Origin of the sequence: Streptomyces sp. NPDC001027 (assembly GCF_040299045.1) — a bacterium.
In the GTDB taxonomy this organism is placed as follows: domain Bacteria; phylum Actinomycetota; class Actinomycetes; order Streptomycetales; family Streptomycetaceae; genus Streptomyces.
Map to the genome: position 1 here is coordinate 1 of NZ_JBEPBI010000205.1, position 14,323 is coordinate 14,323.

Consider the following 14,323-nt stretch of genomic DNA (forward strand, 5'->3'; position numbering starts at 1 on the left):
CAGACCGCGCGCGGCGGCGAGCGCCGACGGGGCTCACAGCTCGGTGGGCAGGCTCTTCCACAGGCTCGGCCGGTCGGAAGCCGTGCGCAGCGCTTCGAGGACGCCCGGGTGCGGCGAGGCGTAGAGGACGGGGCAGTCCGTCTCGCCCGCCTCCGCGTCGGCGCGAAAGGCCAGCCGCTCGCCGTCCAGGGAGAACCGCGCGTCCACGCCGGGCTTGTTGCCGCGCGGGTCCTGGCGGTGCCACGCCCCGTGGAAGCGCACCGCGACGAGTCCGTGCAGGACGTGCCCGTCGCCGTCGCCGTCGTCGCGCGCGAGGCGCTGGTAGCACAGCGCGGTCGGGATGTCCTCGGCCCGCAGCAGCGCGGCCAGCGCGTGGGCCTTGGCATAGCAGACGCCCGTCCGCTGCTCCAGGACGTCCGAGGCGCGCCAGGTCACCCGCGGGTCCTGGGCGTCCTGCGAGTGGGTGATGTCGTCGCGCACGTACTCGAAGGCCAGTCGTGCATAGGCATACGAGTCCTCGGCGTCTCGCGCGAGGCGTGCGGCGGTGGCCCGCACCACCGGGTGACCGTGGTCGATGACCTCGTCGGCAGCCAGGTAGGCGGACAGGTCAGGGTTGTCCTGGATCAGCTCCATGGCTGGAGAGCATAGGAAAACGATCACCCGACAGTCAATGACTTTTCAGGTGATCGCATACCTATGCAGTCTCTCGTGCCGGGCCCCACGGCGGCGGGCCTACCGGGCCATCTCCTCCTTCAGGGCCGCGACGAACGCGTCCACGTCCTCCTCGGTCGTGTCGAACGCGCACATCCAGCGCACGTCGCCCGCCGCCTCGTCCCAGAAGTAGAAACGGAACTTCTTCTGCAGCCGCTCGCTCACGTCGTGCGGGAGCCGCGCGAAGACGCCGTTGGACTGCACCGGGTAGAGGATCTCCACGCCGTGCACGGCCCGCACGCCCTCCGCGAGGCGCTGCGCCATCTCGTTGGCGTGGCGTGCGTTGCGCAGCCACAGGTCCTTGGCCAGCAGGGCCTCCAGCTGCACCGACACGAAGCGCATCTTGGAGGCGAGCTGCATGGACAGTTTGCGCAGGTGCTTCATACGGCGCACGGCGTCCTGGTCGATGACCACGACGGCCTCGCCGAACAGCGCGCCGTTCTTGGTGCCGCCCAGGGACAGGACGTCGACGCCGACCGCGTTGGTGAACGTCCGCATCGGGACGTCCAGGGAGGCGGCCGCGTTGGCTATCCGGGAGCCGTCGAGGTGGACCTTCATGCCGTGCGCGTGGGCGTGGTCGCAGATCGCGCGGATCTCCTCGGGCGTGTAGAGCGTGCCGAGCTCCGTGCTCTGGGTGATCGAGACGACCTGCGGCATCGCCCGGTGCTCGTCCTCCCATCCCCAGGCCTGCCGGTCGATCAGCTCGGGCGTGAGCTTGCCGTCGGGCGTGGGGACGGTGAGCAGCTTGAGACCGCCCATGCGCTCGGGTGCGCCGCCCTCGTCCACGTTGATGTGGGCGCTCTCGGCGCAGATCACCGCACCCCAGCGGTCGGTGAGCGCCTGGAGCGCCACGACGTTGGCCCCGGTGCCGTTGAAGACCGGGTAGGCCTCCGCCGTGGGGCCGAAGTGGCTGCGGACGATCTGCTGGAGGTTCCCCGTGTAGTCGTCCTCGCCGTACGCCACCTGGTGGCCGCCGTTGGCCAGGGCCAGGGCGGCCATCACCTCCGGGTGAGCCCCGGCGTAGTTGTCGCTGGCGAAGCCGCGGACCTCGGGGTCATGACGGCGACGGGCGTCGGTCTTCGCAGGGTTCACGGCTTCTCGGTGAGCCACAGACGCTGTCCGTTCACTTCCTGGGCGGACTTCTCCCAGACGCCGGCGATGGCCTCGGCCAGGTCCTTGACGTCCGTGAAGCCCGCGAACTTCGCGTTGGGGCGGTCGGCGCGCATCGCGTCGTGCACCAGCGCCTTCACCACCAGGATCGCAGCTGCGGAGGTCGGTCCCTCGGCGCCCCCGGCCTTGCGGAAGGCGTCGGCGAGCGCGAGGGTCCAGGCTTCTGCGGCGGCCTTGGCGGCGGCGTACGCGGCGTTGCCCGCGCTGGGCCTGGTGGCGCCGGAGGCGCTGATCAGCACGTACCGGCCGAGCTCGCTGCGCTGGAGCGCCTCGAAGAAGGCGAGCGACGTGTGCTGCACGGTCTTGATGAGCAGCAGCTCCAGGAAGTCCCAGTCGTCCAGGCTGGTCTTGATGAAGGTCTCGCTGCCGCGCCAGCCGCCGACGAGGTGCACCACGCCGTCGATCCGGCCGAAGTCCTTCTCGACGCGCAGCGCCCAGTCGCGGGTCGAGTCCAGATCGAGCAGGTCGACGGGCTCGCCGATGACGGCCGCGCCCCCGGCCCCGTAGCGGGCCGCGTCGACGGCCTCCGCCAGCCGCTCCGGGTCGTTGTCGGCGCCGACGACCGTCGCGCCGGCCTCGGCGAGCCTGAGCAGTGTCGCCCGGCCGGCGGCTCCGCCCGCGCCGGCCACCGCGATCACCGCACCGCTGAGAGCCCCGTTCCCCATGGTCTTCGCCTCCTGAGCAGTGTGCTGCTCCGCAGTGTCCCGCGGAGCAGTGTTCTCCGTACGCAGGTCGCTCACGCGGCGATCCGCTCGGCCCCGTCCGCCGTGATGCCCTTGGTGGAGGCGATCACGTTCTTCAGCTTCTTGGACAGTGCCTCATAGAACATGCTCAGCGGAAACTCGTCGGGAAGCACGTCATCGACGAGCCTGCGCGGCGGCTGGGTCAGGTCCAGGGCGTCGGGGCCCTTGGCCCACTTGGAGCCCGGGTGCGGGGCGAGATAGGTCGAGACCAGCTCGTAGCCGGCGAACCAGTGGACCAGCTTGGGGCGGTCGATGCCGTCGCGGTAGAGCGTCTCGATCTCGGCGCACAGCTGGTTGGTGACCTGCGGGGCACGCTCCCAGTCGATGTGCAGCCGGTTGTCGGTCCAGCGCACGACCTCGTGCTTGTGCAGGTAGGCGAAGAGCAGCTGGCCGCCGAGACCGTCGTAGTTGCGCACGCGCTCGCCGGTGACCGGGAAGCGGAACATCCGGTCGAAGAGGACCGCGTACTGCACGTCACGGGCCTGCGGGACGCCGTCGGCCTGCAGCTTCACGGCCTCCTTGAAGGCGGTGAGGTCGCAGCGCAGCTCCTCCAGCCCGTACATCCAGAACGGCTGGCGCTGCTTGATCATGAACGGGTCGAAGGGCAGGTCGCCGTGGCTGTGGGTGCGGTCGTGGACCATGTCCCACAACACGAAGGCCTCTTCGCAGCGCTTCTGGTCGTGCACCATGTCGGCCACGTCCTCGGGCAGCTGCAGGCCCAGGATGTCGACGGCGGCGTCCGTCACGCGGCGGAAGCGGGCGGCCTCGCGGTCGCAGAAGATGCCACCCCAGGAGAAACGTTCCGGCGCTTCCCGGACGGCGATGGTCTCCGGGAAGAGGACAGCCGAGTTGGTGTCGTAGCCGGACGTGAAGTCCTCGAAGGTGATGCCGCAGAACAGCGGGTTGTCGTAGCGGGTGCGCTCCAGCTCGGCGAGCCACTGCGGCCAGACCATCCGGAGCACGACGGCCTCCAGATTGCGGTCCGGGTTGCCGTTCTGCGTGTACATCGCGAAGACGACCAGGTGCTGGAGTCCGTCCGCGCGGTTCGCGGCGGGCTGGAAGGCCAGCAGCGAGTCGAGGAAGTCCGGCACCTCGAAACCGCCGTCGGCCCACATGCGCAGATCCTTGACCAGCGCGCGGTGGTAGTCGGCGTCGTGCGGGAGCAGCGGGGACAGCTCCTCGACGGCCTCGATCACGCGCTGCACGGCCTGCTCGGCCTCGCCGCGCGCCGGGGCGCCCTCGGCCGAGAAGTCGATCGACCCGTCCTTCGACTGCCAGGGCCGGACCTGCTCCACGGCATCCTTGAGCACGCGCCACGCCGGGTGGTCCACCACCCTGGACGCCGGAGGAACCCGCTCCCCCGATGCTGCCTGCACAAGAATTTCCGTCATGTCCCATCCTTCGCTGAAGAACCTTGCGTCACCACACCGTAGACATATGGGGTTTCCTTCAGCAAGTGGCCTCTCGGGAAATTATCCTGCCCAACCACTTCTTCACCGCACTTTTTCCTGCCGGGCATCGGATGGGCATCGGGCGGGCATCGGAGGGGCGCCGGCTTCCGGCGGAGCAGGGCGGGTAGGGAACAGGTCGGTGCACACACCGGTCCTCACCCCGCCCGGGGCCGCCCCGCGGCCCGCCCCTGCAGCCCCCGTCGTCGGAAGCGAGTCGCGTCTTGAACTTCCTCACCATCGGCCACCGCGGCGTCATGGGCGTCGAGCCGGAGAACACCCTGCGTTCCTTCGTCGCAGCCGAGCAGGCGGGCCTCGACGCGATCGAACTCGACCTGCACCTGAGCAAGGACGGCGCCCTCGTGGTCATGCACGATCCCGAGGTGGACCGCACGACGGACGGCACCGGCCCCATCGCCGACCAGACGCTCGCGGAGCTGCGCACGCTCGACGCCGGCCGCGGGGAACGCGTCCCGTGCTTCGAGGAGGTGCTGGACGTCGTGCAGGCGCCGCTCCAGGCCGAGATCAAGGACGTGCAGGCGGCGCGGGCGCTGGCCGAGGTGATGCTCGAACGGGACCTCGTGCGGCGGGTCGAGGTGTCGTCCTTCCACGACGAGGCCGTCGCGGAGATCGCGCGGCTGGTGCCCGGGGTGCGCACCGCGCTCATCGGCAGCCGCTACGGCCTCGACATCGTGGACCGGGCCGTCGCGGCCGGCGCCGCGACGGTCTGCCTCAATCTGCGCCGGCTCACCCTGGAGATCGTCGAGGAGGCACGCAAACGCGATCTGCGGATCATCGGCTGGGTGGTGAACACACAGGAGCAGTTGCGCCTGGTGCGCGCTCTGGAGCTGGACGGCGCGACCACCGACTATCCCGACATCAGGCGCACCGGCCGGTTCACCGCCTGAGCGCAGGCCGCCGCCTGAGCGCAGGCCGCCGGCTGAGCCCGCGCCGAGGGCGTGCTCAGACCAGCGGCTTGACCAGCAGCTCGAACTGCAGGTCGGCGCGCCGCGGAATGCCGAAGCGCTCGTCGCCGTACGGGAAGGGGGTCATGCGTCCGGTTCGGCGGTAGCCGCGCCGCTCGTACCAGGCGATGAGGTCCTCGCGCACGGAGATCACCGTCATCTGCATCTCGCCGACGCCCCAGTCCTCGCGGGCCTGCCGCTCGGCCTCCGCCATGACCGTCCTGCCGAGGCCGGCGCCCTGCTCCGTGGGGCTCACGGCGAACATGCCGAAATAGGCGTGGTCACCTCGGTGGGCCAGCTGGCAGCAGGCGACGATGCGGCCGTCCTGCTCCACGGTGAGCAGCCGGCTGTCCGTCGCCGCGACGACCGCTCGCACGCCTTCGGGGTCGGTGCGCCGCCCGTCGAGGATGTCCGCCTCCGTCGTCCACCCGGCCCGGCTGGAGTCGCCGCGGTAGGCGGACTCGATGAGCGCGACCAGCTCGTCGACGTCGGCGTCGGTGGCGGTGCGGAAGACGAGGTCGGTGGCTGCGGTGTCCATGCGGGCGGTCTCCGGTCTCTGACACGGGCTGGGGCTCGCCCGAGCCTAACCCCGGGCGGCTAGGCTGCCGCCGCATGGTGCACGTACTGAGCAGCAGGACCCTGCTTCGACCGGCCGATCCCGAGCGTTCCCGCGTCTTCTACGGGGAGCAGCTGGGTCTGGCCGTCTGCCGTGAGTTCGGCACGGGTCCGGACCGCGGGACCGTCTACTTCCTCGGCGGCGGCCACCTGGAGCTATCGGGCCGCGCCGAGGACCCTTCGGCGCCGGCCGAGCGCGCGACCGCTCCCGTGCGCCTGTGGCTTCAGGTGGCGGACGCCGCGGCGGCGCACGACGAGCTGCGGTCGAAGGGCGTCGAGATCGCGCGTCCGCCGGTGAAGGAGCCCTGGGGTCTGATCGAGATGTGGATCGCGGACCCGGACGGGACCCCGATCGTGCTCGTGGAGGTGCCGGCGGACCACCCGATGCGGTACCGGCCGGGCCTCTGAGAGGCCCGGCGAGGGGCCGGACCGGCTTCCTGGCACGGCGGGGCCGCTGCCGGGTCACTGCCGTCGGTCGCCGTGCGCGGCGAGGGAGGGTCCGGTCGGGCGTCGGGGTCCGAGCGGCGCCGGGCTCCCGGAGCCGTCGGGGCTGGTCCGTCGCCGGCGGCTGGGGCGAGGGGGTCAGCGGATGCCGTGCGGCCGGGCGGGGCATAGCGTGCTGAGGGGGTGACCTTTCGGAGGAACGCCATGAAGCTCGACGCGCCCGTGCCGGGCGGGCCCTGCTGGGTTGAGCTGGGGACCGGTGACCCGGAAGCGGCGAAGCGGTTCTACGCGGAGCTGTTCGGCTGGCGCGCGGAGACGGATCCGCGGCAGGAGGCCGGCGGTTACTCGGTCGCCCACCTCGGCGACGCGGCCGTGGCCGCGCTCAGCCCCCGCCACCAGGAGGCCCAGCCCTGCGCCTGGAGCGTGTCGTTCGCCGTGACCGACGCGGACGTCAGCGCCCGGCTGGCCACGGAGGCCGGCGGCGCAGTGCTGACCGAGCCGACGGACGTCTTCGACGTGGGCCGGTTCGCGGTCGTCCTCGACCCCTCCGGGGCCGCGTTCCAGCTGTGGCAGGCGCGGTCCTTCCCGGGCGCCGGCCTGTTCAACGCGCCCGGCTCGCTCGGCTGGGTCGAGTTGCTGACCCGCGATCCCGACCGGGCGGAGACCTTCTACACCACGGTCTTCGGCTGGACGGTCCACTCGTCCGAGAACTACCTGCAGTGGGGCGTCGGCGGAGCGGACTTCGGCGGCATGATCAGGATGGACGACAGGTTCCCGCCCGAGGCGCCCCCGCACTGGCTGCCGTACTTCGCGGTCGCCGACGTGGACGTCGCCGCGCGGACCGCCGTCGGGGCGGGCGGCGCCGCTCTCATGGAGCCGACCGCCGTGCCGGACGGCCCGCGGATCGCCGTGCTGCGCGACCCCCAGGGCGCGGTGTTCGGCGTGTACCGCGCCGGACACGACAGATGAACGCTTGTGGGGGGCCGCTGTCCCGGGCCGCCGGCCCGGCCACTGTCCGGGCGGGAGCGGGCGGGCACGGCACCCGTCTGGCCCCCGGTCCCGGGACCGGGGGTCGTCACCGAACATCCGCCGACGCGGGTTCCGTAGCCGCGCTCACACGCCCAGCGACCGCATCTGCCCCTCCAGCCTGCTGAGCAACTCCCCCAGCAGATCGGCCAGTTCGCCCTGTCGCCCGTCGTCCATGGCGGACAGCGCGGCGCTCTCGTAGGCGAGCTGTTCGGGCAGGACGCCGTCGATGAGCTCCCGGCCGGCGTCGGAGAGCCGCAGGTGCGCGACGCGCCGGTCGCGGGTGTCGCCCCGGCGCTCCACCAGGCCGCGTTCGGTGAGCTGCTTGAGGCGCTTGGCAACGGCCGCGCCGGACGAGAAGGTCTCGCGGGCCAGGTCACCGGGGGTCAGTTCGTGGTCCTTGCGGCGCAAAGCGCCGAGCAGGTCGAACTCGGGGCGGCTCAGTCCGGCCCGCCGCAGAGGCGCGTCCTCGGCCTGCTGGAGGAGGGCGGCGCAGCGGTTGACGCGGCCGATGATCTCGATGGGTCCCGTGTCCAGGTCCGGGCGGACGGTCTGCCACTGCCGCACGACGGCCGACACCGTGTCGGTCCTCCCCTCGGGGACACCGTTTCCGGTTCCGTCCCCGTTCCCGGCTTCCGTGTCGCCGCACGACCGATCCGACCGGTCGCCGCCGCCCCCTCGGTCCTCGGGAGTGGACGTGGCGCCGGCTGCGCGGGGCCGCCGCGGCGCTTTCCCGGTCGAGGGCCCTCCCGGTGTTCCGTCCCCGGCCGCTGCACGCCCCTGCTTCCCCGTCATCCGCGTACGTCCTCCGCTCTCGCCTTCGCGTCCCGGTCCAGGGGAAGCCCCTGGCGCCGTACCGTCGCCGCGAGCGTACGGCGTCCGGACTGCTCGGCCGTCACGACCCGCTCCTCGGCCGGCGCTCACTGCCACCGCTCGCCCGACGCGGCGTCCACGACGGCCGCAGCTCGACCCGTTGCGACCTCGGCGACGAGGCGATGACCAGGACCGTCGGCGACACGACGGTTCTCGTGCTCCGCCCGACGCTCCCCGTGTACCTCCTTGCGCCCGCGTGCGCGCTGCGTTGCGCGGGCATCGCATTCGGTGACTGCCGACGTCGAGCGGGGAGGTGCGCGTGCACGGACCGGCTTCGCCCGGCTGGCTGCTGGTGGCGCTGTGTGCGGCGACCGGGGTCTATTGCCTGCTGCGGATGCGCAGCAGCGTCGAGGAGCAGCGCCGGGCCGCGGGCGGCGAGGCCCTGATGGGCTTCGGGATGGCCGCGATGGCCGTGCCGTCGGCCGTGTTCAGCCCCCCGGCCTGGGCCTGGCCCGTGTACACCGTGGTCTTCGGCACGGCCGCTCTGCGGGCGCTGTGGGCGGCCCGGGCGGGCGCCTGCCACCTCCATCACGTGGTCGGCGCCGGGGCCATGGTGTACATGGCCGCCGCGATGGCCGCCTCCCCCGCCCCGGCGCACGCGCACCAGCACGAGGGCGCGGGGGTACCGCTGCTGACGGGCGTGCTGGTGCTGTACTTCGCCGGGTACGTCCTCGTGTCGGGGGTCCGGCTGCTCCCCGCGGCCGGGGCGGGCACGTCCGCCGTCTCCTGGAGCGACCGTCCCGAAGTCGTCCGGGCGTGCCGGCTGTCCATGGGGATCGGCATGCTCGCGATGCTGATGGCGATGTGATCCGCTCGACGGCGAAGGCGCGCTCCCGAGGCGGGCCGCGGTGGGGACCTCTCTCCCTGGCTGGGCGCCGCGGTGTGGGTCCCTGAGCCGGGCCCCTCCCCCAGGGTCGGTCCGTCCGGGCTCCATGTCGTCCACCCCGCACGGGTTTCCGTTCCCACGGGTCGGCGAGGATCTGTATATGCACCATGCGCCCCTCGACTCCCCGCCCCGTCCCGCTGCCCGGCACACGTTCCTCGGCGCCGCGGCGGCCCTGGGGCTGTGCTCCGTGCTGTTGCTCGTGCTGGTCGCCGTCGAGTGGCGTCCCCTGATGTCCGCCGACGGCGACGTGTCGCGCACCACGCATCGCTGGGCGGTGGCCGACCCCGACGTCACACAGGCCTGCCGCATTCTCACCGACTGGGTCTGGGATCCGGTGACGATGCGACTGCTGGGGGCTGCCGTGGCGGTGTGGCTGGTGCGGCGGCACGGGGACTGGTGGACGGCGGGATGGCTGGTCGTCACGGCCGCCGTGGGCACAGCGCTCCAGCAGGGCCTCAAGGCCGCTGTGGGCCGCGCCCGGCCGGTCTGGCCCGACCCGGTCGACTCCGCCCACTACGCGGCGTACCCCTCGGGCCACGCCCTGACCGCCACCGTCGTCCTCGGGCTGCTGCTGTGGCTGCTGCACCGGCGGGGCGTCGGCCGCGTGCTGTGGCGGGCGTCGCTGGCCGTGGCGGCGCTGTCCGTCGCGGGGGTGGGGCTCACCCGGATCTGGCTGGGCGTGCACTGGCCCTCGGACGTGCTGGGCGGCTGGCTGCTCGGGGCGGCGCTGGTGGCGCTGGCGATCGCGGTACAGCTGCGGTGGCGGCCGTGACGGCGCCGGGACGGCGGTACGCCTCCGTGGGCCCGCCGGACCTGCGCCGGACGGTCGTCCGCGGGGCCGGCGGCCGGGTGATCCGCAGCGCCGCGGACCTGGACGGGGCGGCGGACCGGGACAGGGCGGCGGGACGGGACGGCGGCGCGGCCGCGGAGTACGGCGGGGAGCCGTTCACGTATGTCGTCGGACTCGACGGGCTGCTGCGGCTCGCGCCCCGCCGCAGTGAGCACGTGGCCTGCGCCGACGGTGAGGACGTGCTCGGCGCGGGCGAGATCTCCTTCCGTCGCGCTCCGAGCGGGCCGCGGGTGCACGAGGTCAGCAACCAGTCCACCGGTCACTGCCCGTTTCCTGAACAGCCGTCCCCCGTACGGGCTTCCTAGAATCGCCTGATGACCACCGTGCTGTTCGACTTCTCCGGGACCCTCTTCCGCATCGAGTCCACCGAACGGTGGCTCCGCGCCGTGCTCGACGCCGCGGACATCGTGCTCACCGAACCGGAACTCGCCGCGAAGGCACGGGCGTTGGAGGCGGCGGGCGCCCTGCCGAGCGGAGCCGCCCCGCTCCGCCTGCCCGAGGAGCTGGCCGAAGTGTGGCAGGTCCGGGACCGGAGCGCCGAGCTGCACCGGGCCGCGTACACGGGCCTGTCACGTCAGGTGACGCTGCCGGACCCTGCACTGCACGACGCCCTGTACGAGCGGCACAGGACGCCGGCGGCCTGGTCTCCGTACCCCGACGCGCGCGAGGTGCTGAGCGGCCTGCGCGAGCGCGGGTCCCGGGTCGGGATCGTCAGCAACATCGGCTGGGATCTGCGCCCGGTGTTCCGCGCGCACGGTCTCGACCGGTACGTCGACGCGTACGTGCTGTCGTACGAGCACGGTGTGCAGAAGCCGGACCCGCGGCTGTTCACGGTCGCGTGCGAGGCGCTGGGCGCCGATCCCCGCAGCACGCTGATGGTGGGCGACGACCGGCGGGCGGACGGCGGCGCCGCGGCGCTTGGCTGCGCGGTGCACTTCGTGGATCATCTGCCGGCGGCCGAGCGTCCGGACGGGCTGCGCCCGGTGCTGGACCTCCTGGGCTGACCGCCGCACGACGGCGTCGGACGCCTGCGACAGCGGCGGCGGACGACGCCGTCAGGCGCATGTGCGCCCGCTCTGGACGATCCCCCGCGTCGCCCAGAGCAGGCGCCGACCCGGTGCGCTCCGCCGGAGCGACCGGGACCCCCTGAGTATAGTTGGCTGGCAGCCAGTCAACACGGGAGTTACAGGATGTCCCCGCGCAGCGCCTCGGTCAATGAAGAATTGCGGCGTCGTTCCCGGGAGCGGCTGCTGCAGGCGGCTGTGGAGCTGGTGGGCGAGCGCGGTTACGAGGCGACCACGCTCGGCGACATCGCGGACCGGGCCGGCGCGGCGCGCGGTCTGGTGTCGTACTACTTCCCCGGCAAGCGGCAGCTGGTGCAGTCGGCGGTGCACCGGCTCATGCACCGGACGCTGGAAGAGGCGCTGGAGCGCGAGCCGCGCACCGAGGACGGCCGGGAGCGGATGGCGCGGGCCATCGACGCGATCCTCGGGCTGGCCCAGGACCGTACCGTGCTGATGCGCCAGCACATGGCGGGGCTGCTGCAGGCCGAGGGATTCGTGCAGTGTCCGGAGCAGCAGCGGCTGGCCGAGCTGCTGCGGGAGACCGCGGTGCGGCACGGGGCGCAGGACCTCGACCACGACTACCCGATGCTGCGCTCCCAGTTGATGGGCGCCGTCTACGCGATGGTCCTGCCCAACGTGCCCCTGCCGCTGACGACGCTGCGCGCCGAGCTGTTCGCGCGCTACCGGCTCGACTGGGAGCTGGGGACCCCGCCGGACGCCGAGGCGCCCGGCGGGGGGTGCGGCGCCGATCTGTCGCGGTTCTTCGCGACCGGCCCGCCGTCCGGCGATCAGTCGAAGTAGTCCGGCTGCGTCTGGACGTTGAGCTCGCGCAGATGGACGCGCCCGGCCGGATCGGTGCGCCGGTCGCTGAGCTTGAGCACGTCGAAGCCCTTGGCGATGTCGTTCGAGTAGATGTAGCCGTTGTAGTAGTACGCCGACCACGCGCCGCCGGTCTGCAGGGTCGTGGTGCTCAGCGGGCCGCGCTCGAAGTAGGCGATCTCCGTGGGCTTCGCCGAGTCGGTGAAGTCCCAGACGGAGACGCCTCCCTGGTACCAGGCCTGGACCATGAGGTCCTTGCCCTTGACCGGGATCAGCGAGCCGTTGTGGGCGACGCAGTTCTCGGTGGCCGCCTGATGGCGCGGGATCTTGTAGTAGCTGCGGAAGACGAGCTTGCGCTTGTCGCCCTTGCCGGTGATGTCGTAGATGCCGTCGGCGCCGCGGGTGGGACCGGTCGCCGCGTCGCAGGTGGCCGCGCCTCCGCCGCCCAGCTCATCGGTGAAGACGACCTTGTTCGCCTTCTGGTTGAAGGTGGCCGAGTGCCAGAAGGCGAAGTTGACGTTGTCCTGGACCCGGTCGATGACCTTCGGGTGCTCCGGGTCCCTGATGGACATCAGGATGCCGTCGCCCATGCAGGCGCCGGCCGCGAGGTCCTTGTCCGGCAGCACGGTGATGTCGTGGCAGCCGGTCGTCTTGGAGACCCCGGGGTTCGTCGGACCGCCCGGGTTGCCTCCGCCGTCCGGGCCCTCGCCCGGGAACAGCACGGGGAAGCCGACGACCGCCGCCTTCTCGGGCGCGTTGCGCGGCACCTTGATGACGGAGATGCCGTCGTGCGGGGGCTGACAGTCGGGGTAGGCGGCGTTGGGCGAGTACGAGGAGACGTAGATGTAGACGTTCTTGCGCTCGGGCACCAGGGTGTGGGTGTGCGAACCGCACGCGGTCTCGACGGCGGCGACGTACTTCGGGTTCTTCTTGTCGCTGATGTCGAAGACCTTCATGCCCTCCCACGAGGACTTCTCCGTGACCGGCTGCGTGGTGCTGTTGCAACTGCTGTCGCTGCGCGAGGAGTCGGTCGACAGGAAGAGCAGGTCGCCCGAGACGGAGACGTCGTTCTGCGAGCCGGGGCAGAGCACCTGGGCCACGGTCTTCGGCGCCTTCGGGTTGCCGATGTCGAAGATGCGGAAGCCGTCGTAGTTGCCGGCGAAGGCGTACCGGCCCTGGAAGGCCAGGTCCGAATTGGTGCCCGGCAGCACGTCCTTGGGGATGTTCGTCAGGTGCTGGACGTTGTCGGAGTGGACGATCTCGTCCTGCCCGGGTATCTCGCCGGCGGCGATCGCGGCGCTCGCCTGGGTCCGGGCGTCGCGGTTCACCTCCCGTCCGGCGGCGGGGCCGTCCCCCGGGTCGGGGGTCGCGGCGGCCGGGACCGCTGTCAGCAGCGCGGCCAGGAGCCCGGTGCAGGCGGCGGCGGCTTTCCACCGTCTGCGTCGTGTTCGAGGATCGTTCGACAGGGTCACTGCATCCTCCCTAGTTGCCGTTCGCGAAGGAACGGTTCACGGTGCTCCGAAGTATCGTCTTCATCATGCACATATCAAGGGTCGGCAATGCACTCGTCATGAATGAATCGGTTGGCGGTGCTGTCGGCGGTGCATGAATTCGGACGAGGGCGGACCCGCCCTCGACTCGCCTGCCCCAGGAGGTCGTTGTGCTCGTCCGCCGCGTGCCCCTCGCGTCAGCCTCGTTGCTCCTCGCCCTGGCGCTCGCCGGCTGTGACTCGGGGACGGACGCCGGGTCAGGCGCGGTGAGCGGCCCTTCGGTGATCGCGCCAGGCAGGCCGGGCGAGGCCAACCGCACCCTTTCGGCACAGGACGCGGCCGAGCAGCGCGCCGACGACGACACACCCAACTCGGCCGACGTGTCCTACACACGGAAGATGATCGAACACCACGCCCAGGCCCTGGAGATGACCGCACTCGTGCCGGACCGCGCCGCATCCGGGGACGTCAAACGCCTCGCCCTGCGCATCTCCGCGGCGCAGGGGCCCGAGATCAAGGCCATGGAGGCCTGGCTCACCACTCATGGCCAAAAGACGACGGGCGGCGGGCACGCCCACACGGCGATGCCCGGCATGGCGACCGCGGCCCAGCTGACCGCTTTGCGGGCGGCCCGCGGCAAGGCGTTCGACACGCTCTTCCTCACCCTGATGATCACTCACCACGAGGGCGCGCTCACGATGGCCGCGGACGTCAAGGCGCAGGGCAACAACGTACGGGTCGAGGAGATGGCGGACGACGTGATCGCGCAGCAGACGAGCGAGATCACGCGGATGAACGGGATGCGCTGACACCCTCCGGACGCCTGGCATCCCGGAGTCCCGAGGCGTTGAGCTCTCCGGCCGTCAAGTTCGTTCGCAGGGACGGCCGTTCGCAAGGAAGGGCGTTCGCAGGGAGGGACCTTCGGCGACCCGACGGGACGGGTCAGCGACGGGCGTGACGCGGCGTCAGGTATCCGGCGTCGCGCGCCCTGGCGATCAGCCGCAGTGATCGGCGCCTGCTGTACCCCGTCGCGCACATGACCGCGAGGACGGGATCCGCCCCCTCTTCCTGAGCGGCGCGATACTCCTGCGCCGCCAGCCACAGCCCCTCGACGCCGCGCGGCCAGACCGGGCGGGCCCGCCTGAGCCCGCGGAACTCCTCATCGTCGTACCCGTCCGCCGTCGAGCGGTCCGCGCCGGGCACGCCCGCGACGCGGACC

The 14,323-nt window shown here is 72.0% G+C and carries 17 protein-coding genes; 9 read left to right on the forward strand and 8 right to left on the reverse strand.

Going from position 1 to position 14,323, the window contains the following annotated elements:
• Window positions 1–33 precede the first annotated feature (33 nt).
• The 4 genes from ABT300_RS33940 to ABT300_RS33955 form a co-directional block, all read right to left on the reverse strand.
• Entirely contained in the window at window positions 34–633 is a 600-nt protein-coding gene (locus ABT300_RS33940) for a transglutaminase domain-containing protein (RefSeq protein ID WP_351684030.1), read from the reverse strand.
• Between the two features lie 99 nt (window positions 634–732).
• Entirely contained in the window at window positions 733–1,803 is a 1,071-nt protein-coding gene (locus ABT300_RS33945; RefSeq protein ID WP_351684033.1) for a threonine aldolase family protein, read from the reverse strand.
• Window positions 1,800–2,546 carry an SDR family NAD(P)-dependent oxidoreductase gene (locus tag ABT300_RS33950; RefSeq protein WP_351684073.1) on the reverse strand — a complete coding sequence of 249 codons (747 nt, stop codon included), beginning with the start codon at window positions 2,544–2,546 and terminating at the stop codon, window positions 1,800–1,802. The genes ABT300_RS33945 and ABT300_RS33950 overlap by 4 nt, the downstream gene beginning before the upstream one ends.
• A gap of 71 nt (window positions 2,547–2,617) precedes the next feature.
• Window positions 2,618–4,015 (reverse strand): DUF6421 family protein, encoded by a 1,398-nt coding sequence (locus tag ABT300_RS33955; RefSeq protein ID WP_351684035.1) that lies wholly within the window; start codon window positions 4,013–4,015, stop codon window positions 2,618–2,620.
• Window positions 4,016–4,296: 281 nt separating this feature from the next.
• Here ABT300_RS33955 and ABT300_RS33960 point away from each other — a divergent pair, with 281 nt between their 5' ends.
• Window positions 4,297–4,980 carry a glycerophosphodiester phosphodiesterase gene (locus ABT300_RS33960; protein WP_351684038.1) on the forward strand — a complete coding sequence of 228 codons (684 nt, stop codon included), beginning with the start codon at window positions 4,297–4,299 and terminating at the stop codon, window positions 4,978–4,980.
• Window positions 4,981–5,035: 55 nt separating this feature from the next.
• Here the strand turns inward: ABT300_RS33960 and ABT300_RS33965 are convergent, their stop codons facing one another.
• Window positions 5,036–5,575 carry a GNAT family N-acetyltransferase gene (locus ABT300_RS33965; protein WP_351684041.1) on the reverse strand — a complete coding sequence of 180 codons (540 nt, stop codon included), beginning with the start codon at window positions 5,573–5,575 and terminating at the stop codon, window positions 5,036–5,038.
• 74 nt (window positions 5,576–5,649) lie between these two features.
• Here ABT300_RS33965 and ABT300_RS33970 point away from each other — a divergent pair, with 74 nt between their 5' ends.
• Together ABT300_RS33970 and ABT300_RS33975 are read left to right on the forward strand one after the other, a co-directional pair.
• Window positions 5,650–6,060 (forward strand): VOC family protein, encoded by a 411-nt coding sequence (locus tag ABT300_RS33970; protein WP_351684044.1) that lies wholly within the window; start codon window positions 5,650–5,652, stop codon window positions 6,058–6,060.
• A gap of 240 nt (window positions 6,061–6,300) precedes the next feature.
• Window positions 6,301–7,065 (forward strand): VOC family protein, encoded by a 765-nt coding sequence (locus tag ABT300_RS33975; protein WP_351684046.1) that lies wholly within the window; start codon window positions 6,301–6,303, stop codon window positions 7,063–7,065.
• 144 nt (window positions 7,066–7,209) lie between these two features.
• On the opposite strand, the gene ABT300_RS33980 is transcribed toward ABT300_RS33975, so the two are convergent.
• Entirely contained in the window at window positions 7,210–7,701 is a 492-nt protein-coding gene (locus tag ABT300_RS33980) for a MarR family winged helix-turn-helix transcriptional regulator (protein ID WP_351684048.1), read from the reverse strand.
• A 553-nt stretch (window positions 7,702–8,254) separates the two neighbouring features.
• On the opposite strand from ABT300_RS33980, the gene ABT300_RS33985 reads away from it, so the two are divergent.
• The 5 genes from ABT300_RS33985 to ABT300_RS34005 all read left to right on the forward strand — a co-directional run bounded on the left by ABT300_RS33985 (window position 8,255) and on the right by ABT300_RS34005 (window position 11,596).
• Entirely contained in the window at window positions 8,255–8,803 is a 549-nt protein-coding gene (locus tag ABT300_RS33985; protein ID WP_351684051.1) for a DUF5134 domain-containing protein, read from the forward strand.
• Between the two features lie 178 nt (window positions 8,804–8,981).
• Window positions 8,982–9,653, forward strand: coding sequence for a phosphatase PAP2 family protein (locus tag ABT300_RS33990; RefSeq protein WP_351684053.1), 672 nt, complete (start codon window positions 8,982–8,984; stop codon window positions 9,651–9,653).
• Window positions 9,650–10,036 (forward strand): hypothetical protein, encoded by a 387-nt coding sequence (locus ABT300_RS33995; protein WP_351684056.1) that lies wholly within the window; start codon window positions 9,650–9,652, stop codon window positions 10,034–10,036. Before ABT300_RS33990 ends, ABT300_RS33995 begins: the two co-directional genes overlap by 4 nt.
• A 9-nt stretch (window positions 10,037–10,045) precedes the next feature.
• On the forward strand, window positions 10,046–10,735 hold the full coding sequence (locus ABT300_RS34000; RefSeq protein ID WP_351684059.1) for an HAD family hydrolase: 690 nt from the start codon (window positions 10,046–10,048) through the stop codon (window positions 10,733–10,735).
• Window positions 10,736–10,921: 186 nt separating this feature from the next.
• Window positions 10,922–11,596 carry a TetR/AcrR family transcriptional regulator gene (locus ABT300_RS34005; protein WP_351684062.1) on the forward strand — a complete coding sequence of 225 codons (675 nt, stop codon included), beginning with the start codon at window positions 10,922–10,924 and terminating at the stop codon, window positions 11,594–11,596.
• Here the strand turns inward: ABT300_RS34005 and ABT300_RS34010 are convergent.
• Window positions 11,584–13,086, reverse strand: a complete 1,503-nt coding sequence (locus ABT300_RS34010; RefSeq protein WP_351684065.1) for an LVIVD repeat-containing protein — start codon at window positions 13,084–13,086, stop codon at window positions 11,584–11,586. The two genes, ABT300_RS34005 and ABT300_RS34010, sit on opposite strands and share 13 nt — an antisense overlap.
• Before the next feature lie 188 nt (window positions 13,087–13,274).
• Here ABT300_RS34010 and ABT300_RS34015 point away from each other — a divergent pair, with 188 nt between their 5' ends.
• Complete coding sequence (locus ABT300_RS34015) at window positions 13,275–13,913, forward strand: DUF305 domain-containing protein (protein ID WP_502978056.1); 639 nt, start codon at window positions 13,275–13,277, stop codon at window positions 13,911–13,913.
• Between the two features lie 133 nt (window positions 13,914–14,046).
• Here the strand turns inward: ABT300_RS34015 and ABT300_RS34020 are convergent.
• The coding region (locus ABT300_RS34020) for a DUF6214 family protein (RefSeq protein ID WP_351684070.1) at window positions 14,047–14,323 on the reverse strand (277 nt) is incomplete at its 5' end.

What these genes read in the sequence shown, in the direction of transcription:
- ABT300_RS33940 (WP_351684030.1), bottom strand. Translation starts at nt 633, where the DNA reads ATGGAGCTGATCCAGGACAACCCTGACCTGTCCGCCTACCTGGCTGCC.
- ABT300_RS33950 (WP_351684073.1), bottom strand. Translation starts at nt 2,546, where the DNA reads ATGGGGAACGGGGCTCTCAGCGGTGCGGTGATCGCGGTGGCCGGCGCG.
- ABT300_RS33955 (WP_351684035.1), bottom strand. Translation starts at nt 4,015, where the DNA reads ATGACGGAAATTCTTGTGCAGGCAGCATCGGGGGAGCGGGTTCCTCCG.
- ABT300_RS33965 (WP_351684041.1), bottom strand. Translation starts at nt 5,575, where the DNA reads ATGGACACCGCAGCCACCGACCTCGTCTTCCGCACCGCCACCGACGCC.
- ABT300_RS33970 (WP_351684044.1), top strand. Translation starts at nt 5,650, where the DNA reads ATGGTGCACGTACTGAGCAGCAGGACCCTGCTTCGACCGGCCGATCCC.
- ABT300_RS33975 (WP_351684046.1), top strand. Translation starts at nt 6,301, where the DNA reads ATGAAGCTCGACGCGCCCGTGCCGGGCGGGCCCTGCTGGGTTGAGCTG.
- ABT300_RS33990 (WP_351684053.1), top strand. Translation starts at nt 8,982, where the DNA reads ATGCACCATGCGCCCCTCGACTCCCCGCCCCGTCCCGCTGCCCGGCAC.
- ABT300_RS34000 (WP_351684059.1), top strand. Translation starts at nt 10,046, where the DNA reads ATGACCACCGTGCTGTTCGACTTCTCCGGGACCCTCTTCCGCATCGAG.
- ABT300_RS34005 (WP_351684062.1), top strand. Translation starts at nt 10,922, where the DNA reads ATGTCCCCGCGCAGCGCCTCGGTCAATGAAGAATTGCGGCGTCGTTCC.